Origin of the sequence: Kribbella sp. NPDC050459 (assembly GCF_040655315.1) — a bacterium.
Lineage (GTDB): Bacteria > Actinomycetota > Actinomycetes > Propionibacteriales > Kribbellaceae > Kribbella.
This window is the reverse complement of record NZ_JBFAJQ010000003.1, coordinates 647,935-670,479: the sequence shown is the minus strand read 5'-3', so window position 1 is coordinate 670,479 and position 22,545 is coordinate 647,935. Positions and strand designations below refer to the sequence as shown.

General features: G+C 70.3%; 21 protein-coding genes and 1 riboswitch. Of the genes, 11 read left to right on the top strand and 10 right to left on the bottom strand.

Annotation, left to right across the window (positions count from 1 at the left end; genetic code table 11):
• Position 1 precedes the first annotated feature (1 nt).
• Positions 2-991 carry an aldo/keto reductase gene (locus tag AB0I12_RS14395; RefSeq protein ID WP_359929171.1) on the top strand — a complete coding sequence of 330 codons (990 nt, stop codon included), beginning with the start codon at positions 2-4 and terminating at the stop codon, positions 989-991.
• A 43-nt stretch (positions 992-1,034) separates the two neighbouring features.
• Complete coding sequence (gene solA, locus AB0I12_RS14390) at positions 1,035-2,159, top strand: N-methyl-L-tryptophan oxidase (protein ID WP_359929169.1); 1,125 nt, start codon at positions 1,035-1,037, stop codon at positions 2,157-2,159.
• Here the strand turns inward: solA and AB0I12_RS14385 are convergent.
• Genes AB0I12_RS14385 through AB0I12_RS14360 form a run of 6 tightly spaced genes read right to left on the bottom strand, consistent with a single transcriptional unit; the run spans position 2,156 to position 7,682 of the window.
• The gene (locus AB0I12_RS14385; protein WP_359929167.1) at positions 2,156-2,950 is read right to left on the bottom strand and encodes a sirohydrochlorin chelatase; all 795 of its coding nucleotides are present in this window, start codon (positions 2,948-2,950) and stop codon (positions 2,156-2,158) included. The genes solA and AB0I12_RS14385 overlap by 4 nt on opposite strands.
• Positions 2,947-4,260, bottom strand: coding sequence for a GTP-binding protein (locus tag AB0I12_RS14380; protein WP_359929165.1), 1,314 nt, complete (start codon positions 4,258-4,260; stop codon positions 2,947-2,949). The genes AB0I12_RS14385 and AB0I12_RS14380 overlap by 4 nt, the downstream gene beginning before the upstream one ends.
• Positions 4,260-5,186 carry a sulfate adenylyltransferase subunit CysD gene (gene cysD / locus AB0I12_RS14375; protein ID WP_359929163.1) on the bottom strand — a complete coding sequence of 309 codons (927 nt, stop codon included), beginning with the start codon at positions 5,184-5,186 and terminating at the stop codon, positions 4,260-4,262. The genes AB0I12_RS14380 and cysD overlap by 1 nt, the downstream gene beginning before the upstream one ends.
• A complete protein-coding gene (locus AB0I12_RS14370) occupies positions 5,168-5,851 on the bottom strand; it encodes a phosphoadenylyl-sulfate reductase (RefSeq protein WP_359929162.1) in 684 nt (227 codons plus the stop codon). Before AB0I12_RS14370 ends, cysD begins: the two co-directional genes overlap by 19 nt.
• A complete protein-coding gene (locus tag AB0I12_RS14365; RefSeq protein WP_355690782.1) occupies positions 5,848-5,997 on the bottom strand; it encodes a hypothetical protein in 150 nt (49 codons plus the stop codon). Before AB0I12_RS14365 ends, AB0I12_RS14370 begins: the two co-directional genes overlap by 4 nt.
• Positions 5,994-7,682: a nitrite/sulfite reductase gene (locus AB0I12_RS14360; protein WP_359929160.1), complete on the bottom strand. Its 1,689-nt coding sequence runs from the start codon at positions 7,680-7,682 to the stop codon at positions 5,994-5,996. Before AB0I12_RS14360 ends, AB0I12_RS14365 begins: the two co-directional genes overlap by 4 nt.
• Positions 7,683-8,093: 411 nt before the next feature.
• Between AB0I12_RS14360 and AB0I12_RS14355 the strand changes: the two genes are divergently transcribed.
• The 4 genes from AB0I12_RS14355 (at position 8,094) to AB0I12_RS14340 (ending at position 11,773) form a co-directional block, all read left to right on the top strand.
• Positions 8,094-8,663: a helix-turn-helix domain-containing protein gene (locus AB0I12_RS14355; RefSeq protein WP_355690785.1), complete on the top strand. Its 570-nt coding sequence runs from the start codon at positions 8,094-8,096 to the stop codon at positions 8,661-8,663.
• A complete protein-coding gene (locus AB0I12_RS14350; protein ID WP_359929158.1) occupies positions 8,660-9,853 on the top strand; it encodes an MFS transporter in 1,194 nt (397 codons plus the stop codon). The genes AB0I12_RS14355 and AB0I12_RS14350 overlap by 4 nt, the downstream gene beginning before the upstream one ends.
• Positions 9,854-9,992: 139 nt before the next feature.
• Positions 9,993-10,595, top strand: a complete 603-nt coding sequence (locus tag AB0I12_RS14345; RefSeq protein WP_359929156.1) for a hypothetical protein — start codon at positions 9,993-9,995, stop codon at positions 10,593-10,595.
• Complete coding sequence (locus tag AB0I12_RS14340; RefSeq protein ID WP_359929154.1) at positions 10,592-11,773, top strand: amidase; 1,182 nt, start codon at positions 10,592-10,594, stop codon at positions 11,771-11,773. Before AB0I12_RS14345 ends, AB0I12_RS14340 begins: the two co-directional genes overlap by 4 nt.
• A 3-nt stretch (positions 11,774-11,776) precedes the next feature.
• Here AB0I12_RS14340 and AB0I12_RS14335 read toward each other — a convergent pair whose 3' ends face one another.
• Positions 11,777-12,811 (bottom strand): hypothetical protein, encoded by a 1,035-nt coding sequence (locus AB0I12_RS14335; RefSeq protein ID WP_359929152.1) that lies wholly within the window; start codon positions 12,809-12,811, stop codon positions 11,777-11,779.
• The gene (locus AB0I12_RS14330; RefSeq protein WP_359929150.1) at positions 12,808-13,278 is read right to left on the bottom strand and encodes a MarR family transcriptional regulator; all 471 of its coding nucleotides are present in this window, start codon (positions 13,276-13,278) and stop codon (positions 12,808-12,810) included. Before AB0I12_RS14330 ends, AB0I12_RS14335 begins: the two co-directional genes overlap by 4 nt.
• A gap of 63 nt (positions 13,279-13,341) precedes the next feature.
• Between AB0I12_RS14330 and AB0I12_RS14325 the strand changes: the two genes are divergently transcribed.
• Positions 13,342-14,892, top strand: a complete 1,551-nt coding sequence (locus AB0I12_RS14325; protein WP_359929148.1) for a DHA2 family efflux MFS transporter permease subunit — start codon at positions 13,342-13,344, stop codon at positions 14,890-14,892.
• Positions 14,893-14,943: 51 nt separating this feature from the next.
• Here the strand turns inward: AB0I12_RS14325 and AB0I12_RS14320 are convergent, their stop codons facing one another.
• Positions 14,944-16,392, bottom strand: coding sequence for a glycine hydroxymethyltransferase (locus AB0I12_RS14320; RefSeq protein ID WP_359929147.1), 1,449 nt, complete (start codon positions 16,390-16,392; stop codon positions 14,944-14,946).
• 28 nt (positions 16,393-16,420) lie between these two features.
• A riboswitch (ZMP/ZTP riboswitch) is annotated at positions 16,421-16,501 on the bottom strand.
• Complete coding sequence (locus AB0I12_RS14315; protein WP_359929146.1) at positions 16,498-18,129, bottom strand: acyl-CoA dehydrogenase family protein; 1,632 nt, start codon at positions 18,127-18,129, stop codon at positions 16,498-16,500. It overlaps the preceding riboswitch by 4 nt.
• A gap of 63 nt (positions 18,130-18,192) precedes the next feature.
• Here AB0I12_RS14315 and AB0I12_RS14310 point away from each other — a divergent pair, with 63 nt between their 5' ends.
• From AB0I12_RS14310 to AB0I12_RS14295, 4 genes are all read left to right on the top strand, one after another.
• Positions 18,193-19,356, top strand: coding sequence for a YhjD/YihY/BrkB family envelope integrity protein (locus AB0I12_RS14310; protein ID WP_359929144.1), 1,164 nt, complete (start codon positions 18,193-18,195; stop codon positions 19,354-19,356).
• 153 nt (positions 19,357-19,509) lie between these two features.
• Entirely contained in the window at positions 19,510-20,577 is a 1,068-nt protein-coding gene (gene rsgA, locus AB0I12_RS14305; RefSeq protein ID WP_359929142.1) for a ribosome small subunit-dependent GTPase A, read from the top strand.
• 16 nt (positions 20,578-20,593) lie between these two features.
• Positions 20,594-21,337 (top strand): SDR family oxidoreductase, encoded by a 744-nt coding sequence (locus tag AB0I12_RS14300; protein ID WP_359929140.1) that lies wholly within the window; start codon positions 20,594-20,596, stop codon positions 21,335-21,337.
• Positions 21,338-21,514: 177 nt separating this feature from the next.
• Positions 21,515-22,345, top strand: a complete 831-nt coding sequence (locus AB0I12_RS14295; protein ID WP_359929138.1) for a DMT family transporter — start codon at positions 21,515-21,517, stop codon at positions 22,343-22,345.
• Positions 22,346-22,545 lie beyond the last annotated feature (200 nt).

Here is a 22,545-nt window from a genome sequence, read left to right as displayed (position 1 = left end):
CATGCATGTGCGTACGCTCGGTCAAGGTCTGCAGGTGTCCGCGGTCGGTCTCGGCTGCATGGGCATGTCGCAGAGCTACGGCCCCAACCCCGGTGACCGCGACGACATGATCGGCGTGATCCGGTACGCCGTCGAGCACGCCGGCGTCACCTTCTTCGACACCGCCGAGGTGTACGGGCCGTACGTCAACGAGGAACTGGTCGGCGAGGCACTGGCGCCGATGCGCGACCAGGTGGTGATCGCGACCAAGTTCGGGTGGGACATCCAGGACGGCAAGATGGTCGGGACGAACTCGCGCCCGGAGCAGATCCGGCGGGTCGCGGACGAGTCCCTGCAACGGCTCGGGATCGACGTCATCGACCTCTTTTACCAGCACCGGGTGGATCCCGAGGTGCCGATCGAGGACGTCGCCGGGGCGGTCGCCGAGCTGGTGCGGGCCGGGAAGGTGCGTCACTTCGGCCTGTCCGAAGCGGGCGCCGCGACGATCCGCCGGGCCCACGCCGTACATCCCGTCACGGCCGTGCAGAGCGAGTACTCGCTGTGGACCCGAGACCCCGAGCCGGAGGTGCTGCCCACGTGTGCCGAACTCGGCATCGGGTTCGTGCCGTTCAGTCCGCTGGGCAAGGGCTTCCTGACCGGCACGGTCGGTACGTCGACCGAGTTCACCGCCGGCGACATCCGCACCAGGGTGCCGCGGTTCGAGGCCGGCAACCTGAGCGCCAACGAGGCCCTGGTGAGCTACGTCCGGTCCCTCGCGGAGCCGAAGGGCTGTACGCCGGGGCAGGTGGCGCTGGCCTGGCTGCTCGCCCAGCAGCCGTGGATCGTTCCGATTCCCGGCACCCGTCGCCGCGGCCGGGTGGACGAGAACACCGGCGCGACCGGGATCGCGCTGTCGGCCGACGAGATCGCCGACCTCGATGCACTGGCCGCCCGCGTCGGCGTCCAAGGCGACCGCTACAACCCCGCAGGCATGGCGATGGTCGGTCTCTGAGAACTCCCCGGCCCGACCGTCGGTCGGGTCATAGGGTGACCGCATGACGAGTCTGCGGGCGGACGTGGTGGTCGTCGGGTTGGGTGCGTTCGGGTCGGCGGCGCTGTGGCGGCTGGCGGCGCGCGGGGTCGACGTGGTCGGGATCGAGCGGCAGGCGATCGGGCACGCGTTCGGCTCGTCGCACGGGACGACGCGGCTGTTCCGCGTGGCGTGTATGGAGCATCCCGGGCTGACCGCGATCGCGCGGACGTCGCTGGCGTTGTGGACCGAGCTGGGGGAGCGGACCGGCGAGACGTACGTCCGCCAGACCGGCTCGCTGAACGTCGGCGCTCCGGCGAGCCGCCCGGTGACCGGTGCCCGGCGGGCCGCGGGCGCACGGACGACGGATCTCTCGCACGACGAGCTGGCCGAGCGCTTCCCGCAGTACGCACTCGCGGACGACGACATCGCCGTCTGGGATCCGGACGCGGGGATCTGCTACGCGGAGCCGGCCGTACGAGCACACGTCGCGGAGGCTCAGCGGTTGGGGGCGACCGTCTATCCGCACACGATGGTGACGGCGATCGACGTCCGCCCGGACGGGGTGACGGTGCGGACGCCGACGACCAGCATCACCGCCGAGCAGGTCGTCGTCAGCACCGGCGCCTGGCTGAGCAAGCTCGTCCCGGGGCTGCCGCTGTCACCGCGCCGGACGCCGTTGTTCTGGTTCCAGCCGAAGGATCCGGCCGCGGAGGCGTTCCAGCTGCGGAACTTCCCGTCGTTCATCTGGGAGTTCGCCGACGGCCGCGGACTGTGGGGGCACGGGTCCGACGAGGACTTCCTCGTGAAGGTCGGCCTCGACGGCGCCGAGCGCGACCGGGATGTCGACCCCGACGAGCTCGACCGCTACATCCACCCGCGCAAGGACATCGCCGAGCTGTCCGCCGCGATCGCGCAGCACTTCCCGGAGCTCGACCCCGAGCCGGTGAAGGTGATGCCGTGCATGGTCACGGACTCGCCCGACGGGCAGTTCCTGGCCGGGCGGTACGACGAGCGCGTGGTGATCGCCGGCGGCGACAGCGGGCACGGCTTCAAGCACTGCGCCGGTCTCGGCGAGCTGCTGGCGCAGATCACGACGAAGGAGACGCCCTCCACTGACGTCTCCTTCGTCGACCCGCACCGGTTCTAGGCCGTCCGGACGAGCTCCGGGCGGGCGATGACCGGGCGCGGGGCCGGCTCGAGGGTGAGCAGGTCCAGGCCGGCCACGCCGTAGCGGAGCAGGACCAGCCGGGCCACCTCGGCGCTCACGCCCAGCGGCGCGGACACGGCGACCGCGCCGGCCCGGCGTGAGGTGGTTTCGGCCTGGTCCGGGAGCACCCCGGGCGCGAGGAACAGCGAGCCGACCGCCACGTGGCGGCGACCCTCCAGGCGCCATTGGAGCACCGCCTCGGCGGGAGACGGGGATGCGGCAGCGACGAACGCGGCGGTCACCGGCAGCTTGTGACGCTGGCCCCACAGCCGCGCGAGGCGGGTCACGCTCGCGTTCGCGTGCGAATCGCTGGAACCGGCGCAGGCCAGCACCATCGCGTCCAGCTCCCGTACCCGGCCGTCCTTCAGCTCCGCGCGCATCCGGCGGTCGAGGACGTCGAGCAGCGTGTCGTCGTACCCGAGCACGTCGGAGGCGATGATCCGCAGGTTCGGGAACCGGGTCCGGGCCTCGTCGACGACGGCCGGTACGTCGATCTTGGCGTGGTACGCCGACGACAGCAGCAGCGGGAGGACGACGACCTCTTCGACGCCCTCGGCGGCGAGCTTGCCGATCACCTGGTACGGCGTGGGCGGGCAGTGGTCGAGGAAGGAGGCTTCGATCCGCAGGTCGTCCCGCATCCCGCGCAGGCACGTGACGAGCGAGTGGACGGTGGCGGCCGAACGCGGGTCGCGGCTGCCGTGGGCGAGGATCACGAGCGCTGGAGCAGTCACAGCAGTTCCCCTTCTTCGTCGTCGATCATGCCGGCTGCGAGTGTCCACCCGTCGTGGGCGTCGATCAGCAGGAACGATCCGGTGATGGCGTTGCTGGAGTACGGATCGGCGGCCAGCGGTGCGGCGACCTTGAGCTGCACCTTGCCGATGTCGTTGAGGCCCAGCTCGGTGGCATCGATGACGCCGAGCGTGTCGAGGTCCAGCGCCCCGGTGATCTTGGTGACGATCGCCTGCGCGGTCGTCGTGGTGTGCTTGATCAGCACTCGGGCTCCGACCGTCAGCGGCCGGTCGGACAGCCAGCTGACGGTGGCGGCCAGTTCCCGGCGGGTGCCGGGGGAGGCCTCGGCGGCCACGATCACCGAGCCGCGAGCGACGTCGATGTCGTCGGCGAGCCGGACGGTGACCGCCTCGCCGGCGACCGCGGACGGCCGCTCGGCCACCGCGGTCGAGGTGGCGGTGACGACCGGGCGGTCGATACCGGCGATCGACGTACGGCGGCCCGCGGGCAGCACGATGACCGGGTCGCCGACCGTGACCGTGCCGGAGGCAACAGTGCCGGTGTAGCCGCGGTAGTCGCGGTACTCGTCGTCGGTCTGCGGCCGGATCACGTACTGCACCGGGAAGCGCAGCGGTTGCGTCGAGGTGTCGGTGCGGCCGGTCGCGTTCTCCAGGAGCTCGAGCAGGGTCGGCCCGTCGTACCAGGCGGTCTCGGCGGACCGCTCGACGACGTTGTCGCCGGCGAGCGCGGACACCGGGATGGCTTGCAGGTCGGCGATGCCGAGCTGGTCGGCGACCTCGCCGACGTCCTTGGCGATCTTGGTGTACACGGCCTCGTCGTAGCCGACCAGGTCGATCTTGTTGACCGCGAGGACGACGTGCGGGACCCGGAGCAGGCCGGCGACGGCGAGGTGCCGGCGGGTCTGCTCGAGGACGCCGTGGCGGGCGTCGACCAGGATGATGACGACGTCGGCGGTGGAGGCGCCGGTCACGGTGTTGCGGGTGTACTGCACGTGCCCGGGGCAGTCGGCCAGGATGAACGACCGCTTGTCGGTGGCGAAGTACCGGTAGGCGACGTCGATCGTGATGCCCTGCTCCCGCTCGGCCCGCAGGCCGTCGGTGAGCAGCGCGAAGTCGAAGTCACCGCCGCGCGCCTCGGACACGGTCTTCACGTGCGCGATCTGGTCGGCGAGGATCGCCTTGCAGTCGTGCAGCAGCCGGCCGACCAGCGTCGACTTCCCGTCGTCGACCGAGCCCGCGGTCGCGAGCCGCAGCAGGCCGCGCTGGGCGAGCCGCTCTGTCGGAGTGCTCATCAGAAGTACCCCTCTCGCTTGCGGTCTTCCATCGCGGCCTCGCTGACGCGGTCGTCGGCCCGGGTCGCGCCGCGCTCGGTCAGTTCGCTCGCGGCGACCTCGACGACCACCTCGGCCGCGGACGAGGCGCCGCTGGCCACCGCGCCGGTGCAGGACATGTCGCCGACGGTCCGGTACCGAACGATGCGCTTGGCAACCGTTTCGCCGTCGCGGGGCTGCGAGTACGGGCCGACGGCCAGCAGCATGCCGTCGCGCTCGAACACGTCCCGCTCGTGCGCGTAGTAGATGCTCGGCAGCTCGATGCCCTCGCGCTCGATGTAGTTCCAGACGTCCAGCTCGGTCCAGTTCGACAGCGGGAACACCCGGACGTGCTCACCCGGGCGGTGCTTGCCGTTGTACAGCGACCACAGCTCCGGGCGCTGGTTGCGCGGGTCCCACTGCCCGAACTCGTCGCGCAGGCTGAAGATCCGCTCCTTCGCCCGCGCCCGCTCCTCGTCGCGGCGGCCGCCGCCGAACACCGCGTCGAAGCGGTGCCCGTTGATGGCGTCCAGCAACGGGACCGTCTGCAACGGGTTCCGGGTGCCGTCCGCGCGCTCGCGCAGCCGGCCGTCGGCGAGGTACTCCTCGACGCTCGCGACCTCGAGCCGCAGCCCGAGCTGCCGCACGACCGCGTCACGGTACTCGAGCACTTCGGGGAAGTTGTGGCCGGTGTCGACGTGCAGCAACGTGAACGGCACGCCGGCCGGCGCGAACGCCTTCCGCGCCAGGTGCAGCATGACGATCGAGTCCTTGCCACCGGAGAACAGGATCACCGGCCGCTCGAACTCCGCCGCCACCTCGCGGAACACGAAGATCGATTCGCTCTCGAGAGCATCGAGCTCAGTCACTGTGCTTGTTACCGGGACGGTCATGTGTGCAACCCGCATTCCACCTTGCCGGTGCCGGCCCAGCGGCCGCTGCGCGGGTCCTCACCGGGCGCGACGCGCTGCGTGCACGGCTCGCAGCCGATCGACGGGTAGCCGTCGTACTGCAGCAGGTTCACGAGTACGCCGTTGTCCTGGATGTAGCCGTCCAGGTCCTCCTGCGTCCACGGCGCGATCGGGTTGAGCTTCACCATGTCGCGCTTCTCGTCGTACTCGACGAGCGGCGTGTTGGCCCGCGTCGGCGCCTCCTCGCGGCGGATGCCGGTGACCCAGGCCTTGTAGCCGGACAGGTACCGGTTCAGCGGCTCGACCTTGCGCAGCGCGCAGCACTTGTTCGGGTCGCGGTCGTGCAGCTTCTCGCCGTACTCTGCGTCCTGCTCCGCGACCGTCTGCCGCGGGGTCGCGTTGATCAGGTGGATCGGCAGCGTGGCCGCGACCGCGTCCCGGGTCCCGATCGTCTCGGCGAAGTGGTAGCCGGTGTCCAGGAACAGGACGTCGACGCCCGGCGCCGCCTGCGCCGCCAGGTGCGGGAGCGCACCGTCGGCCATCGAGGCGGTGACGACGAGCTCGTCGCCGAACGTCTCCCGTGCCCACGCGAGCACCTCGACCGCCGACGCGTCGGCGAGCCGTTCGTTCGCCTCCTCGGCGATCGTCTTCAAGTCACTCATTCCACCGTCACCCGCAACCCGATCATCTTCAGCTGGAACACCCGTGCACACGGCCGGCACTCCCACGTGCCATGGCCGTCCTCGGAGGGCCTGAGGTCCTCGTCTCCGCAGTACGGGCAGTAGAGGGGCGCCGCACGTTCGCTCATGTCAGTGCCTCCTCGTCCGCTCGGGTGACCCACTGGGCGAAGCGCTCGCCCTCGTTGCGCTCCTTCAGGTAGTTCTGGGTGACACGCTCCACGTAGTCGGTGAGGTCGTCGGCGGTGACCTTGTGGCCGCGGAGCTTGCGGCCGAACCCGGCGTCCAGCCCGAGGCCGCCGCCGAGGTGCACCTGGTAGCCGGGCACCTGGTGGCCGTCGGCGTCGAGGACCAGCTGGCCCTTCAGGCCGATGTCCGCGACCTGGATCCGGGCGCAGGAGTTCGGGCAGCCGTTGACGTTCACCGTGATCGGTACGTCGAGCTCGGGGATCCGCTCCTCGAGCTCGTTGATCAGCTGCGCGGCCTTGGCCTTGGTCTCGACGATCGCCAGCTTGCAGAACTCGATACCGGTGCAGGCCATCGTGTTCCGCCGCCACGCCGACGGGTTCGCCTGGTACCCGAGTGCGTCCAGCTCGGCGACGAGCGAGTCGACCTGCGACTCCTCCACGTCCAGCACCAGCAGCTTCTGCTGCGCGGTCGTCCGGATCCGGTTCGACCCGTGCCGCGCGACGACGTCCGCGACCTGCGCGAGCGACGTACCCGAGACCCGGCCGACGACCGGCGCGACGCCGACGAAGTACTTGCCGTCCTTCTGCTTGTGTACGCCGACGTGGTCGCCCTGGACGGCCGGCACCTCGGGCGCCGGGCCGTCGATCAGCTTGCGCTTGAGGTACTTCTCCTCGAGCACCTCGCGGAACTTCTCCACACCCCAGTCGGCGAGCAGGAACTTCAGCCGGGCCCGGTTGCGCAGCCGGCGGTAGCCGTAGTCGCGGAAGATGCTGGTGACGCCCCACCAGGCCTGCGCGACCTCGTCGCGCGGGATCCAGGTGCCGAGCCGCTGCGCGAGCATCGGATTCGTCGACAGGCCGCCGCCGACCCACAGGTCGAAGCCCGGGCCGTGCTCGGGGTGCACCACACCGACGAACGCGATGTCGTTCACCTCGGGGACGACGTCGTGCGACGGGTGCCCGGTGAGCGCGGTCTTGAACTTGCGCGGCAGGTTGGAGAACTCATTCGAGCCGATGTACTTCTCGACGATCTCGTCGATGGCCGGCGTCGGGTCGATGATCTCGTCCGCGGCGATCCCCGCCACCGGGCTGGCGATCACCACCCGCGGCACGTCACCGCAGGCCTCGGTCGTGTACAGGCCGACCGCCTCGAGCCGCTGCCAGATGGCCGGCACGTCCTCGATCGCGATCCAGTGCAGCTGGATGTTCTGCCGGTCCGTGATGTCCGCGGTGTCGCGCGCGTACGTCGTGGAGATCTCCGCGATCACCCGGAGCTGCTCGGCGGTCAGCTGGCCGCCCTCGACCCGGACCCGCATCATGAAGTAGCGGTCGTCCAGCTCCTCCGGCTCGAGCGTCGCGGTCTTGCCGCCGTCGATCCCGGGCTTGCGCTGCGTGTACAGACCCCACCAGCGGAACCGGCCGCGCAGGTCGGCGGGGTCGATCGAGTCGAAGCCGCGGTGCGCGTAGACGTTCTCGATCCGGGCCCGGACGTTCAGGCCGTCGTCGTTCTTCTTGTTCTCTTCGTTCTTGTTGAGCGGCTCGCGGTATCCGAGTGCCCACTGGCCTTCGCCCTTGCCTTTGCGGGGGCGGGCCGGTTTCCGGGCAGCAGAGGTGACGCCGGCAGTCATCGGGGGCGTGTCCTTGTCCTCGTGACAGGTGCTCACCTGCGAGCGGCAGATCGAAGCGTCGTCGGTTCGATGCGTTCCGCGCGGTGCGCACCCAGCGGTGATCGGGGGTGATCAGGGGGCCGTCGTTGGCCCGGGCAGGGTGGCTGTCAGAACATCGAAGGACAACAGATGGCGCTGCGCATCCGCCCGAGGTCGACATGAATGCGACCTACGAGGTGGGTGGAGAGGGCAGCGAGCATGTCCACAAGCGTCAGCGTCAGAGCCTGACAAATCAACTCCCATTCCTACATCGTGAGACCCGATCTCACGATGTGGCTATGTCTACCAGTCTGCTGGAGATTGATTCTGCTACCGAACGCAGTCCGCAAGAACTCTTGTGCAAGAGTTCTTGTGCGACGTACTCTGCTCGTCATGACGCCCGCCAACCGCCGGACCGTGACGCCGTCCGTGCTCGCCGCCATGCACCATCCGCTGCGCCGCCGGCTGCTCGACCTGCTGTCCGTCGACGGTCCCGCGACCGCCTCCGCGCTGGCCGCCGCGACCGGAGAACTTGTCGGCAACATCAGCCATCACCTGAAGGTTCTCGCGTCCGCGGGCGTGATCGCCGAAGCCCCGGAGCTGGCGCGGAACCGCCGCGAACGCTGGTGGAAGCTCGGCGACACCTCGGAGTACTCGTGGTCGATCGCCGACGCGCAGGGGGACCCGGCCGGCGAGCTCGTCGCGGCCACCGCCGAGGACGCGAACCTCGCCCACCACGTCGGCAAGGTGCGGCAGTGGTTCGACATCCGGCACGAGTTCGGCGAGCCCTGGGTGCGGGCGGCGTACGCGACCGAGAGATGGCTCACATTGACGCCCGACCAGCTCGTCGAGCTGAGCGAGCGGGTCGAGGACCTGGTCCGGGAGTACCACGACAATCCCGCCGAGGGTGACGACGCGCACCGCGTCTTCTTCTTCGCCCACGCCGTCCCTGCCCGCCCGTGACCACCGAGGTCTTCCCGCCGCTCCGGAGAGACCATCGGGTGCACGGATGGATCGCGTCGGCCGCGGTCTCGCAGGCCGGGGACATGGCGTGGTACGTCGGACTCGCGTGGAGCGCCGCCCAGATCACGACCCCGGCGGGCGCCGGACTGGTGATGGGCGTCGGCGCCCTGCCGAAGGCGCTCGTCCTGCTGTACGGCGGCGCGCTGGCCGACCGGTTCGACGGCCGCCGGACGATGATCCTGGCCAACCTCGCGCGGATCGTCGTACTCACCCTCGCCGCGTCGGCCGTGGCGATCTGGGGTCTGTCCCTGGCGCTCCTGCTGACGGTCGCTGTCGTCTTCGGTGCCGTCGACGCGCTCTACACACCGGCCTCGGGGACGCTGCCGCGGCGGATGGTCCGCTCGGAGGACCTGGTGAAGCTGTCGGCCGGCTCGCAACTGGCGCAGCGGCTCGCGATCTTCGCAGGCGCTCCGCTCGGCGGCCTGCTGGTCGCGCACGGCGGGCTGATCACGGTGATGATCGTCGACGCGGCGTCGTTCGTGGTGATCGCGCTGGCGCTCGCCTTCCTGGTGAAGCCCCGGCTCCCGCAGCCGGTGTCGGTGGGGCGGTCGATCCGCGCGGACCTGCGCGACGGCTTCGGCTACCTGAAGCGGGACGTCCGGGCGCGGACGCTGGTGATCGCGTTCTCCGGGCTGAATCTGTGCGTCGGCCCGATCCTCGCCGTCGGTCTGGTGCAACGCACCCACTCCGCGGGCTGGGGCTCGGCCTGGTACGGCTGGTTCGAGGCGTGTTCCGGGGTCGCCGCCGCGGTCGGTGCGCTGGTGGCGATGCGGTGGAAGCCGGCCGACCTCGCGCGATCCGGTCTGCTCGCACTCGTCGTCCAGGCGGCCGGTTGCGCAATGATCGGGCTGATGCCGAAGCTCGGTGTCTTCGTCGCGATGGCGATGATCGGTTGCACGGCCGGGATCGCGTCGGCGCAGTTGTCGGCGGCGTTCCAGCAGTCGGTCGCCCCGGCGTACCTCGGTCGCAGCTTCAGCATCGTGAACCTGTCCGACGAGGCCCTGATGCCCGTCGCGATGACCGGCTTCGGAGCCTTGATCAGCCTCTCGAGCATTCCGGTCGCCTGCGCGCTCGTCGCATCGTTGTTCGCGGCCCTGGTCCTGTGGGCGGCGGCCAGGGTCAATCGCTGAACTCATGTGCAGGGTCGACAGGACATGTCCGCCTTCCGCGCGGGTTGTCCCGCGTGCGCGTGCCGGATCGGGATGGATACGTCCTGTCGAGCTTGCACGCCCGCGTCGATCGCGTCGCCGCTGCCGTAAACTCGCGCAGGTGTCCGGCTGGGAGAGCGTCCGCGAATTCACCGTCGGTACGGTCGAGCTGCCGGCTACGCCGAAGCGCAAGAAGATCGGCTGGGGGCCGAAGGCGATCCGGGTGCCGCAGGGCGGGAAGCACGACCGGGTGCTCGCGGCGTGTGCATATGCCGGGCCGGAACACTCGCTGTACCTCGACGCCGAACTGACCCGGCTGCTGTGCGTCGCCGTAGCGGCGGGTCCCGACTCCTGGACCGTGCGCGATGCCGACGGTTCATCTCTCGGCTCCATCACCCGCATCCCGTCGACGCGGCCGTTGCTGCGCCCGAACTGGCGTATCGACCAGCCCGGCCGTCCGGAGATCGTCGGACGCACCGAGTGGTTGAGCGGCGACGCCAAACAACTTGCCGAGAAGGCTGCGGGCCGGATCTTCACCGGCGTCCTCGACGCCCTCACCAGCTTCGGCGCCGACGGCGGCGACCAGCCCACCAAGGAACGCGTCCTCGAATGGCGAGCCGGCGACGACGTCGTCATGTTGTCCGAAGCAACCAAATCGATCACGATCAAAGCTCCGTGGCTGGATCGCCGGCTCCCCTTCGCGTACGCCCTCGTCGCCGGATGACAGCTCGTGAGACCGCGGCGTCGGTGCGGTCGGGCAGTGTGGCCGCGCTCGAGGTTGTCGAGGCCGCTCTCGACGCCGCTCGGCGGCTGGATCCTCTGCTGCACTTCGTCGAGGAGCTCGACGCGGAGGGGGCGCGGCGGGCGGCGGAGCGGTTGGAGCCGACCGGGGCACTGGCAGGCGTGCCGTTCTTGATCAAGGCGCGGACGCCGCCCGAGTCGCCGATCCTGGAGCGCCTGGTCACGGCCGGCGCGATCCCGATCGGGTGGGCGACGCGGGCGCGGCCGGGTGCCGTCTCGCTGACGTTCGGGTGGAACGGGCGGGAGTACACCCGGAATCCGTGGGATCCCGAGCGCTCACCCGGCGGTTCGACCGCAGGGGGAGCGGCCGCGGTGGCGGCAGGCGTCGTACCGCTCGCGACCGGTGGTGACAGCGGCGGATCGTTGCGGATCCCGACGGCGTTCTGCGGGATCGTCGGGTTCAAGGGCACGTACGGGCGCGTGCCGCGGCCGGGTGGGCGCGGGCTCGGCGGACTGACCACGGCCGGCGTGATCGGCGCGGACCTCGACGACGTCGTCCTCGCGACGAGCATCGCCAGCGGGCCGCACCGCCTCGACCCGTCGGCCCTGCCGCACTGGCCGGTACCGACCGAGCCCACCCGGCGGTGGCGGGTTGCGTACTTCTCGACGCTGGGCGCCTGTCCCGCAGAGGAAGGCGTCGATCGCGTACTGCGTGAACGCCTGGCGGCGACTGACGTGCAGGTGGTCGACGTACCGTTGAAGCTCGCACCCACGGACGAGGCGTGGCCGGTCCTGTCGGCGCTCGACAACGGACGGGGCGCGGAGGCTGCCGCAGCCAACCGGGCCCGTGAGATCCGGGACCACAACAACAGGGCGCTCGCCGACCTCTTCGCGGAGGTCGACGTCCTGGTGACGCCGACGACGCTGACCGTTGCCCACGGCTACGACCAGCACGAGCAGAGCATCGTGACCGGCGATCCGTGCTGGGTCTTCAACGTGACCGGTCATCCGGCGGTGAGCGTCCCGGCCGGTCTGTCGAACGGCCTCCCGGTCGGGATGCAGGTCGTCGCCCCGCACGGCGCCGACGCCGTCGCTCTCGCCGCGGCCCGTCAGCTGCAGGCAGACCTCTCAGCACCCCCGATCAGCACAACCTGCAAGTAGGGCTCAACGAACGGGGCCGTCCGGCCGGCGTGGATGATCCGCGCGGGCGCCGTGCGACGTCGTACTGCCGGCTTCCGGCACGCCGGCCGAGGGTCGTGGCGCGGCGGTCAAGGGTGGCAGAGCGCGCTCCACGGTGTTGGCGACCTCGATCGCGGAGGCACGGTGCCGGTCCGGCGTGGTCTCACCGCGAGCGGTCGGCGAGCGCAGCGCTTCGGGTTTCGTGAAGTCGGCGACGGCTGCGACCACCTCGGGCGTGTAGACGTCCTCGTACGTCGTGGGCGCCGCAGCGGGCTCGGCCGGGGGTCGGACGACCTCCTTCAGCTCGGTCCGGAAGAACTTGACCAGCTCCTTCGCCCGGAGGAACCGGCTGCGGCGAAGGACTGCCTGCTCGCCGGCGAGCGAGGCGGTCTGCCGCCAGTTCACGTCGAACACGACCCGCCCGCGCTGGAACCCCACGTTCGTCTCGCCACCGGCGTACCCGCGTGCGTTGCCGTGCGTGAAGAACGAGCTGTAGAAGGCTCCCTCGTCCTCGTACTTCAGCACGTTCCACGCCCGGAATGGATCCGTCGGCAGGTCACCCCGCACCCAGGCCTCGTCCATCAGCGCGTGCGACGTCGCGTTCAGCGGCCGATGCCCGACGTACCGGTACTGCGGTCGCTCGCCGCGCCGGCGCCGCTCGTACTCGGCGATGATCTGCGGCCACTCGTCCGCGGACACCGCCCGCGCCAGCCGGGAGGCGAACGACGTCCGCGCGCGCAACTCGGCCCGCGACGTGACGGGATGATCGGTGCGCCCGGTCATCGTCTCGAGCTTGTCCATCGCGAAGGTGCCGCCGTGCGGAGCCACCCGCTCCCAGCGGGTCACCCGGAACGACGGACGGTTCCGCCCGCCGGTCACCGCGTTGAGCGCGCGCAGCGCACCGATCGCGGCACGGTACAGCGGGACCCGGCGGCGCATGATGCGGGTCTCCCACGCGGTGCGGTAGTCGCTGTCCAGCCACGCCGTACCGACGAGCCGCTTCGCCTCGCGGCGGTTCACCGTGAGTGTGCCGAGCGCCAGTTCTTGATCATCTGGTCCATGTCGGCGTGGATGAAGGCGAAGAAGTCGGCCGCCTCGGTGAGGCGGCGGCCGACGGGGGAGTCCTCGCCGAACAGCGACGCGCCGGAGCGGCTGGTCGACTCCCACTCGCTGAGGGCCAGGTTGCGGCGCTCGAGGATCGCCGCGAAGACGTCCTCGCGGATCCGGTAGTGGTCCTTGCGTGAGCCCGGCAGCCGCTCGCGGGAGATGAAGGAGACCTGGAGCAGCTGCCGGACGGCGCCGGACACGGCGGGCTGGCTGATCTTCAGCGACTCGGCGAGCTCGGCCGCCGTCATCGTGCCGGTGGGGCTGACCAGCATCGCGCCCATCACCCGCGCCGACATCGTCGGCACGCCGCTGTTCGCCAGCACGCCCGCGAAGCGCTCGACGAACTGGCTGACTGCCTCCCGGCTCGGTTCCTCCGCCATGGTTGAAGCTTACAGTAATCTGATCTATCGCAACTATCACAAACTTCTGATATTTTGAATTTCATGACCTCGACCATCGGCACTTCCTCGCCGGCGCTCACCGGTGCGCGGCGCTTCGGAGTCCTCATCGCCCTGTGTCTCGCCGTCCTCGTCCTCGGCCTGGACACCACCGTGCTCAACGTCGCCCTCCCGACGCTCTCCCAGGACCTGGACGCGTCCACGAGCCAGCTGCAATGGATGGCGAACAGCTACAACCTGGTGCTCGCCGCGCTGCTGCTGCCGGCCGGGCTGCTCGGCGACCGGTACGGCCGGCGCAGGATCATCGCGATCGCGCTGTCCCTGTTCGGGCTGGCGTCCGTCGCCTGCGCGCTGTCGGACTCGGCCGGTCAGCTGATCGCCGCCCGGGCGTTCCTCGGGATCGGCGCGGCGATGATCGTCCCGGTCGCGCTGTCGCTGATCACCGTGCTGTTCCGCACCGCGGAGGAGCGGAAGAAGGCGATCGGGTTCTTCGTCGTTGCCAACAGCATCGGTATGCCGCTGGGCCCGATCGTCGGCGGCCTGCTGCTCGACCACGCCGGCTGGCAGTGGATCTTCGTGATCAACGTGCCGATCGCGTTCCTCGCCGCATTCGCCGTCACGCTGCTCGTCCCGGAGAGCCGCAGCTCGAACCGCCCGGCCATCGACTGGCCCGGCATCGTCTTGTCCAGCGCGGGTCTGGCCGCTCTGGTGTACGGCGTGACGAAGGCCGGCGAGACGTCCTGGGGTGACGGCGTCACGATCGTGTACCTCGCGCTGGCCGTCGTCCTGATCGGCGCGTTCCTGCTCTGGCAGCGGCGGGCCGCCGGTCCGCTGATCGAGCTGCGATTGTTCAGCGAGAAGGTGTTCACCGGCGGCGCCGTACTGCTGACGGTCTCGGTGTTCGCGATCTTCGGGCTGCTGTTCACGATGCCGCAGTACTTCCAGGGCATCAACGGGTCCGACGCGCTGCACACCGGGCTGAAGCTGCTGCCGTTCATCGGCGGCATGACGGTCGGCGCGAAGCTGGCCGAACCGGTCGAGGCCCGCGTCGGCACCCGGCTGGTCGTGATGACCGGTTTCGCGGTGATGGCGGCCGGGTTCGTGCTCGGCGCCTTCACCGACCTCGGCACCGGGTACGGCTACACCGCGACCTGGTTCGCCGTGGTCGGCTTCGGCCTCGGGTGCTCGATGCCGCAGGCAATGAACGCGGCGCTCGGCGTCCTCGACCCGGAGCGGGCCGGCACCGGATCGGGCCTGCTGCAGGCGTTCCGCCAGGTCGGCGGCACGGTGGGAGTCGCCGTCCTCGGCACCGTCCTGAACTCGGTCTATCGCCACGACGTCGACACCGCAGGTCTGCCGGCGCAGGCAGCGGACGCGGTCGAGAAGAGCCTCGGCGGCGGACTCGCGGTGGCCGCGAAGACGGGGTCGGCCGACCTCGCGAACAGCGTGCGCGACGCCTTCCTCACCAGCCTGAACACCACGATGTGGGTGTCCGCCGGCATCGCTGTCACCGGCGCGGTCCTCGCGGCCGTACTGATGCCGAAGCGTGCCGCGAAACCGTCGCCGGACGTCCTGATGGGTGTGCAGGACTCCTGATCACACGACACAGCGCCCGCTCCACGGGGGGAGCGGGCGCTGGTTTGCGTGTCAGTTGAGCACGAGGCCCGGGTACAGCGGGAACTTCTCGAGCATCTCGGCCGAGGCGGCCTTGGTCTTGTCGGCGACGCCGTCGGCCAGCACGTACTTCGCCTTGGACGGTGCGCCCGCAGAGGTGGTCGTCGGCGTGGTCGCGGAGAGCACGTCGACGATCAGCTCGGCGACCCGGTCGAACTCGTCGGCGCCGAAGCCGCGCGTGGTGAGCGCCGGCGTACCGATCCGGACGCCCGACGTGTACCAGGCGCCGTTCGGGTCGCGCGGGACGGCGTTGCGGTTGGTGACGATGCCCGCGTCGAGCAGCGCGGACTCGGCCTGCCGGCCGGTGACGCCGTACGACGAGACGTCGAGCAGGACCAGGTGGTTCTCGGTGCCGTCCGTCACCAGCTTGACGCCGCGCTTCATCAGACCCTCGGCAAGCGTGACCGCGTTGTCGGCGACCGCCTGCGCGTACTGCTGGAACGAGGGCTGCCGCGCCTCGGCCAGCGCGACGGCCTTCGCGGCCATCGTCTGGCTGAGCGGGCCGCCCAGGACCATCGGGCAGCCGCGGTCGACGGACTCGGCGTACTCCGGCTGGCACAGGACCATGCCGCCGCGCGGGCCGCGCAGCGACTTGTGCGTCGTGGTCGTCGTGACGTGCGCGTGCGGGACCGGGTCGAAGTCGCCGGTGAAGACCTTGCCCGCGACCAGGCCGGCGAAGTGCGCCATGTCGACCATCAGGGTCGCGCCGACCTCGTCGGCGATCTCGCGCATTGTCGCGAAGTTCACCTTGCGCGGGTACGCCGAGTAGCCGGCGATCAGGATCAGCGGCTTGAACTCGCGGGCCTTGCGGGCGACGTCGTCGTAGTCGAGCAGGCCGGTCGCCGGGTCGGTGCCGTAGGAGTGCTGGTTGAACATCTTGCCGGAGATGTTCGGCCGGAAACCGTGCGTCAGGTGACCGCCGGCGTCCAGCGACATACCGAGCATCTTCTGGTCGCCGAGCGCCTTGCGGAGCTTGGTCCAGTCCTCCTCGCTCAGGTCGTTGACGTGCTTCGCGCCCGCCTCGGCCAGCGCCGGGGACTCGATCCGCTGGGCCAGGATCGCCCAGAACGCGACCAGGTTCGCGTCGATGCCGGAGTGCGGCTGGACGTAGGCGTGCGGCGCGTCGAACAGGGCCCGCGCGTGGTCGGCCGCGGTCTGCTCGACGGTGTCGACGTTCTGGCAGCCGGCGTAGAAGCGGTGCCCGATGGTGCCCTCGGCGTACTTGTCCGACAGCCAGTTGCCCATCGTGAGCAAGGTGGCGGGGGAGGCGTAGTTCTCGCTCGCGATCAGCTTCAGCGAGGACCGCTGGTCGGCCAGCTCGGCCTTGATCGCGCCGGCGATGGTGGGCTCCACCGCGGCGATCACCTGCAGCGCGTTGTTGTACGCGGCCGACGCGGCGGCGGCGTCGAAGGGTTGAGTCATCGTTGTCTCTCCTGCGGTTGCAGTGGGTCGCCGGCACCCAGGCGCACGGTGCCCGCGTTCTTCGCTCCCCGGTGGTTCTCCACCTAGCGCGCCAGTCGCGACGCCTCACCCTATCGCGCGCTCGAGGATCCGATCGAACGGCGTCGTGCGCGGCAGCGTCCCGAACACTCCGCCCCAGTCACCCGCCAGCCGCGACGCGACGAATGCGTCCGCGACCTCGGGCGCGGAATGCCGGATCAGCAACGATGCCTGGAGGCAAAGAGCCATCTGTCCGGCCAGCCTGCGCGCGCCCGCTTCGGCATTCTCGGTGTCAGCAAGCGCTTGCAGTACGTCGTTCACCGCCGCGTCCAGCCGCTGATCGGCACCCTGAACGGCAGCCATCTCCGTCAGCCACGCGTCGAGCGACTCCGGGCGGCGCAGCGCCCGCAGGACGTCGAGCGCGTTGACGTTGCCTGATCCTTCCCAGATCGAGTTCAGCGGCGACTCCCGGTAGAGCAGCGGCAGCCCGGACTCCTCGACGTACCCGTTCCCGCCGAGGCATTCCAGCGCCTCGGCCACCATGAACGGCGTCCGCTTGCACACCCAGAACTTCGCGAGCGGCAGCGCGATCCGCCGGAACGCCGCCTGCTGCGGGTCGCCCGCGGTCGCGGCGTCCACCGCGGCGGCCAGGCGCATCCCCAGGGCCGTCGCCGCCTCGGACTCGATCGCGAGATCCGCCAACACGTTCTGCATGGCCGGCTTGTCCGCCAGCAACCCACCGAACGCGCTCCGGTGCCGCGTATGCCAAGCAGCCTCGACCAGCGCCCGCCGCTGCAGGGCCGCGGAGCCGAGCACACAGTCCAGACGGGTCGCCGCGACCATCTCGATGATCGTCCGCACCCCGGCGCCCTCGTCTCCCAGCCGGTACCCGATGGTGCCGTGGAACTCGACCTCCGACGACGCGTTCGACCGGTTCCCGAGCTTGTCCTTGAGCCGCTGCAGCGCGAACGGGTTCCGGTTGCCGTCGGCAAGAACCCGCGGTACGACGAAGCAGCTCAGTCCGTCCGGCGCCTGCGCCAGGACCAGGAAGAGGTCCACCTGCGGCGCGGAGCAGAACCACTTGTGCCCGTTCAGCTGGTACACGTCCCCGGCCGGGGTCGCGGTCGTGAGGTTCGCCCGGACGTCGGAGCCGCCCTGCTTCTCGGTCATCCCCATCCCCGCGAGTACGCCGTGCTTCGCCGCGACCGGCAACCGCCGTACGTCGTACCGGGTCGACGCCAGTTGCGGGACCCATTCCTTGGCGAGCTGCTCGTCCGCCCTGAGCGCCGGCACCGCGGCGTACGTCATCGAGATCGGGCAGCCGTGCCCGGGCTCGACCTGCGACCACAGGTAGAACCCCGCGGCGCGGGTCAGGTGTGGCGCCGGGTGGTCGCTCGGCTGTGTCGTCCAGGGCGCGGCCTGGAGCCCGAACCCGACGGCCTGCTCCATCAGCCAGTGCCACGACGGGTGGAACTCGACCTCGTCGATCCGGTTCCCGTAGCGGTCGTGGGTGCGCAGGACCGGCGGGTTCTGGTTCGCGGGGAGGGCGTGCGCACGGGCCTCCTCGGAGCCCGCGAGCTCGCCGATCCGGCCGAGTCCGGGATCCGCCGTCAGGTCGGCGTACGGACGCAGAGCGTCACCGAGGGGCCGGTCCTGGGTGAAGAAGTTCACGCCCCGCAGTGGGGGAGCCTGATTCGTTACCGCGAATGGGTCCGCCATGTCAGTACGGTAAGCGGTATGGCACGTTCTGGGGCAGGACCCACTGGTGGGAGCTCCCTCTCATTGGCATGGGTTCGCAAGGTCCCCGCGACGACCTGGAAGCTGCTCACCCAGACGGTCGGCGTCTGTCTGCGCTACCGGGTCACCGGACTCGCGGCCGAGGGGGCGTTCTTCGCGATCCTCTCGCTGCCGCCGCTGATCTTCGGGCTGGCCGGCTCGCTCGGTTACATCGCGAGCAAGTGGTTCGAGGTCGAGACGATCAACGACATCAAGCAGCAGATCGTCGACCTGGCCGCCCGGGCGCTGACCGACGACTCGATCAAGAACGTCATCGCGCCGACCCTCGACCAGGTGCTGAACGGCGGCCGGCCGGACGTCATCTCGATCGGTTTCGTGCTGGCCCTGTGGTCCGGCAGCCGCGCGCTGAACGTGTTCGTCGACACCATCACGATCATGTACGGGATGGGCGGCAAGCGGGGCATCGTCCGGACCCGGGCGCTGTCGTTCTCGCTGTACTGCGCGGCCCTCGTCATCGGGGTCATCGTCCTGCCGCTGGTGCTGGCCGGACCGAACGCGGTCGACGCGCTGCTGCCGCACCGGCTGGACTTCCTGAACCAGCTGTACTGGCCGGTGGTCACGATCCTGTCCGCGGGCTTCCTGAACACCCTGTACCACCTGTCGGTCCCGATCCGGACGCCGTGGGTCTCCGACCTGCCCGGCTCGTTCCTGGCGCTGTCGATCTGGATCCTGGGCAGCTTCGTGCTCCGGTGGATCCTGCAGAGCACGGTCGGCGGTACGTCGATCTACGGGCCGCTGGCCGCGCCGATCGCGGTCCTGATGTGGCTCTACATGACCGCGATCGCCGTACTCATCGGCGCCGCGCTGAACGCGGTCGTGGACCGGCTGTGGCCGCACAAGGCGCAGGTCGCAGAGGTCAAGAACGTCGCGACGGTCGAGGAGGCCGGCGACGAGGTCGAGCCGGTGATGAGGGCGGAGTCGGAGCCGCACCACGACCACACGCTGACCCCGGTGATGGAGGAGGAGCGGCCCGAGGCGCAGCTCGGCCGGAAGATCGAGAAGCTCGCCGAGCGGCCACGCAATGCCGTCCCTCGACCGAAGGCTGAGCCGAAGCCTGAGCCTGAAGCTCAAGGTGAGACCGAGGCCGCGCGCAAGCCGGCCTCGGTCGGAAAATCCGGTGCGCAGGGTGACACCGACGACCTAGGCTGACGGCATCGCGACACACGGTCCCCGGCTCGGGACCGCTGGAACCGGAAGGAGGCAACCGCCATGAGCTTTCAACAGGCCCGTCGGGCCGTTGTCTCCTACACCGTCCGTCCGCTGACCTGATCCCGCGGCCGGACCCTCGGAAAGGTTCGCCGCATGTCAGCCACACTTCAGGCCCTGGGACTCGACAGTTCCACGGCCGAGTTTCTGCAGTCCGTCCCGGAGGACCTCGTTCCGGGACGCGTCGCCCGGGTCGACAAGGGCCTGGCGACGGTCTTCACCGAGGACGGTCCGGTCCGCGCGAGCTGGTCCGGGGCGCTGCTCGCCGAGATCGCCTCCGACGCCCAGGCCGGCCCCTGCACAGGGGACTGGGTCGTCCTGCGGTTCTGGCCGGACGACCGGATCACGCTCGAGTCGGTGCTGCCGCGCCGGACCACGATCGTGCGCGCCGAGGTCGGCGGCTCGTCGCGCGGGCAGGTGCTCGCCGCCAACGTCGACGTGATCGCCATCGTCGTCGGTCTGGTCCCGGAGCCGAACATCGTCCGCATCGAGCGGTTCCTGGCGCTGGCCTGGGAGAGCGGTGCACGGCCGGTCGTCGTACTGACCAAGTCCGACCTCGTCGGGGACGCCGAGTCGCTGGCCGAGGACGTGGCGCTCGCCGCGCCGGGTGCCGACGTACTGGTGTGCAGCGCGACCACGGGTGCGGGCATCGACGACGTACGGGCGCTGCTCGACGGGAACGCCACATTGGCGCTGCTCGGCTCGAGTGGTGCCGGCAAGTCGTCGCTGGTGAATGCTCTCGCCGGCGTGGAGCTGCTGGACGTTCAGGAGATCCGCGAGGACGGCAAGGGCCGCCATACGTCGGTACGGCGCGAGCTGATCGTGCTGCCCGCGGGCGGGGTCGTCATCGACACGCCCGGGCTGCGGGGGATCGGCCTGCAGGAGAGCGGCGAAGGACTGGCCGCGGCGTTCCCCGACATCACGTCGCTGGCGGAGCAGTGCAAGTTCAAGGACTGCTCACATGTGATGGAGCCCGGGTGCGCGGTGCAGGCGGCGCTGGAGGACGGGTCGTTGCCGTACCGGCGCTACGACAGCTGGGTGAAGCTGCAGCGCGAAGCGGCGTACATGGCTCGTCGGGCCGACGCGCGGCTGCGGGCGCAGGCGAAGAAGGACTGGGTGCGGGCCAGCAAGTCGTACCGACGGGACATCAAGCCTCGCGGTTGATGAAAGGATCGGTCCCATGAACCGATCTGTGCTGGTGACGGGGGCTTCGCGGGGGATCGGCGCGGCGGCGGCGCGGGCGTTCGCTGCCGCGGGTGATCGCGTAGCCGTTCACTACAGCTCCTCGCCGGACGCCGCGGCCCAGGTCCTGAAGGAGCTTCCCGGGACGGGGCACGTGATGGTCCAGGCCGACCTCGCCGACCCGGAGGCGATCCGGACCGCGGTCGACGACGCGGCGCGGACGCTCGGCGGGATCGACGTCCTGGTGAACAACGCCGGCGTGTACCACCCGCACCGGATCCGCGAGTCGACGTACGCCGAATGGCAGCAGGCGTGGACGGACACGCTCGCCGTGAATCTCGTTGGCCCGTCCAACGTCACCTGGTGCGCGGTCCGGCACATGCCGCGCGGCGGGCGGATCGTGAACGTGTCGTCGCGCGGCGCGTTCCGCGGCGAGCCGAACCAGCCGGCGTACGGTGCCTCGAAGGCGGCGATCGTCTCCTTCACGCAGTCGCTGGCGCGGGCGCTCGGGCCGGACGGGATCGCGGTCACCGCGATCGCGCCGGGCTGGACCGTGACGGACATGGCCGCGGTGAACCTGGCCGGCGACGGGTACGACCGGCGCCGGCTGGAGAGCCCGCTCGAACGCGTGGCCGATCCGTCCGAGGTCGCCGCCGCGATCCTGTACCTGGCATCGCCCGAGGCCGAGTTCGCCACCGGGACCGTGCTGGACTTCAACGGAGGTTCGTACCTGCGGATGTAAATGCGTTCGCCCGACGGCGGGGGACTGGTTAAGGTCCTCCTCGTGCATCGCATCATCACTCCGCCGGCCGCCGCTTAGCGGACGGCTGCTCTCGCGCCCAGGTCGTCGGCCTGGGCTTCTTCGGGCTGTTCGCAGACGCCTCGACCATTCGTTGCGAACACCTTCCCGGAGTGTCCCATGCACCACCGTCTCTCGACGAGGCGTGCCCTCGTCGCCATCATCGCCGCCGCCGTCGCCTGGGGCACCGGCGGCCCGACCGGCGCCCTTCTCACCCAGCAGGGCCTCACACCACTCGCCGTCTCCTTCTGGCGCCTGGCATCCGCCGCCCTCTGGCTGATCCTTGCCCGCCTCCTCACCCGCCGTACCCCGGTTCGTCCGTTGGTGGCGGCCGGCTCGGTGCGTCATGTGCTGAGCGGCTTGGGTTTGGCTGTCTGCCAGCTCGGCTACTTCACCGCGATCCCGCGCGTCGGCGTCGGAACAGCCACGGTGATCGCCCTGGGCGCCGCGCCGATCCTTGTCGCCGTCGCCGCCCGCGAACGACTGACGCCGGCCCTCTTCGTGGCTGTCGCAGGCCTCGGCCTGCTGTCGGCAACCGCCGGCACGACCAGTCTCACCGGCATAGCAGCAGCCGTAGCCTCTGCCGCGGGCTACACACTGACAACACTCCTGAACCGCAACACCCCAGACCCCGTCACCGCTGCACTCCTGGGCTTCGCCGTCGGCGCCGCCTTCCTCGCCCCCTTCGCCGCCCTCCCGGCCACACTCACCGGCTGGCTACTGATCGCGTACTTCGGTCTGGTCCCGACGGCGTTCGCGTACACGCTTTTCTACACAGGCCTGAAGACCCTGAAAGCCTCGACAGCCGCCACCATCGCCCTGCTGGAACCGGTCGTCGCCGCAGCCATCGGCATCCTCGCCTTCCACGAACGGCTCACCACCCCAGCCCTCGTAGGAGCCGCAATCCTCCTAGCAGCAATCGCCGCTCAGTCCCGCGGCGCACGCAACTGAACCACCCCAGCCCCGGGGACAGGCGCCGCCGCCAACCGAGGCGGCGGCGCCTGCCCCGCGGATGAGTCGGCTGCCCAACCCAGCCCTGTCGCCGAACTCACCCCTCACGGGTGCGCCAACTGCCCAACCTGACAAGCGCCGTCCGTACGAGCCGGCGAACCCAACTCACGCGGGTGAGCCGACCGCCCGACGTGACCACT

What these genes read in the sequence shown, in the direction of transcription:
- AB0I12_RS14295 (WP_359929138.1), top strand. Translation starts at nt 21,515, where the DNA reads ATGCACCACCGTCTCTCGACGAGGCGTGCCCTCGTCGCCATCATCGCC.
- AB0I12_RS14340 (WP_359929154.1), top strand. Translation starts at nt 10,592, where the DNA reads ATGACAGCTCGTGAGACCGCGGCGTCGGTGCGGTCGGGCAGTGTGGCC.
- AB0I12_RS14300 (WP_359929140.1), top strand. Translation starts at nt 20,594, where the DNA reads ATGAACCGATCTGTGCTGGTGACGGGGGCTTCGCGGGGGATCGGCGCG.
- AB0I12_RS14395 (WP_359929171.1), top strand. Translation starts at nt 2, where the DNA reads ATGCATGTGCGTACGCTCGGTCAAGGTCTGCAGGTGTCCGCGGTCGGT.
- rsgA (WP_359929142.1), top strand. Translation starts at nt 19,510, where the DNA reads ATGTCAGCCACACTTCAGGCCCTGGGACTCGACAGTTCCACGGCCGAG.
- AB0I12_RS14320 (WP_359929147.1), bottom strand. Translation starts at nt 16,392, where the DNA reads ATGACTCAACCCTTCGACGCCGCCGCCGCGTCGGCCGCGTACAACAAC.
- solA (WP_359929169.1), top strand. Translation starts at nt 1,035, where the DNA reads ATGACGAGTCTGCGGGCGGACGTGGTGGTCGTCGGGTTGGGTGCGTTC.
- cysD (WP_359929163.1), bottom strand. Translation starts at nt 5,186, where the DNA reads ATGCGGGTTGCACACATGACCGTCCCGGTAACAAGCACAGTGACTGAG.
- AB0I12_RS14365 (WP_355690782.1), bottom strand. Translation starts at nt 5,997, where the DNA reads ATGAGCGAACGTGCGGCGCCCCTCTACTGCCCGTACTGCGGAGACGAG.
- AB0I12_RS14360 (WP_359929160.1), bottom strand. Translation starts at nt 7,682, where the DNA reads ATGACTGCCGGCGTCACCTCTGCTGCCCGGAAACCGGCCCGCCCCCGC.
- AB0I12_RS14380 (WP_359929165.1), bottom strand. Translation starts at nt 4,260, where the DNA reads ATGAGCACTCCGACAGAGCGGCTCGCCCAGCGCGGCCTGCTGCGGCTC.
- AB0I12_RS14370 (WP_359929162.1), bottom strand. Translation starts at nt 5,851, where the DNA reads ATGAGTGACTTGAAGACGATCGCCGAGGAGGCGAACGAACGGCTCGCC.
- AB0I12_RS14325 (WP_359929148.1), top strand. Translation starts at nt 13,342, where the DNA reads ATGACCTCGACCATCGGCACTTCCTCGCCGGCGCTCACCGGTGCGCGG.
- AB0I12_RS14330 (WP_359929150.1), bottom strand. Translation starts at nt 13,278, where the DNA reads ATGGCGGAGGAACCGAGCCGGGAGGCAGTCAGCCAGTTCGTCGAGCGC.
- AB0I12_RS14355 (WP_355690785.1), top strand. Translation starts at nt 8,094, where the DNA reads ATGACGCCCGCCAACCGCCGGACCGTGACGCCGTCCGTGCTCGCCGCC.
- AB0I12_RS14315 (WP_359929146.1), bottom strand. Translation starts at nt 18,129, where the DNA reads ATGGCGGACCCATTCGCGGTAACGAATCAGGCTCCCCCACTGCGGGGC.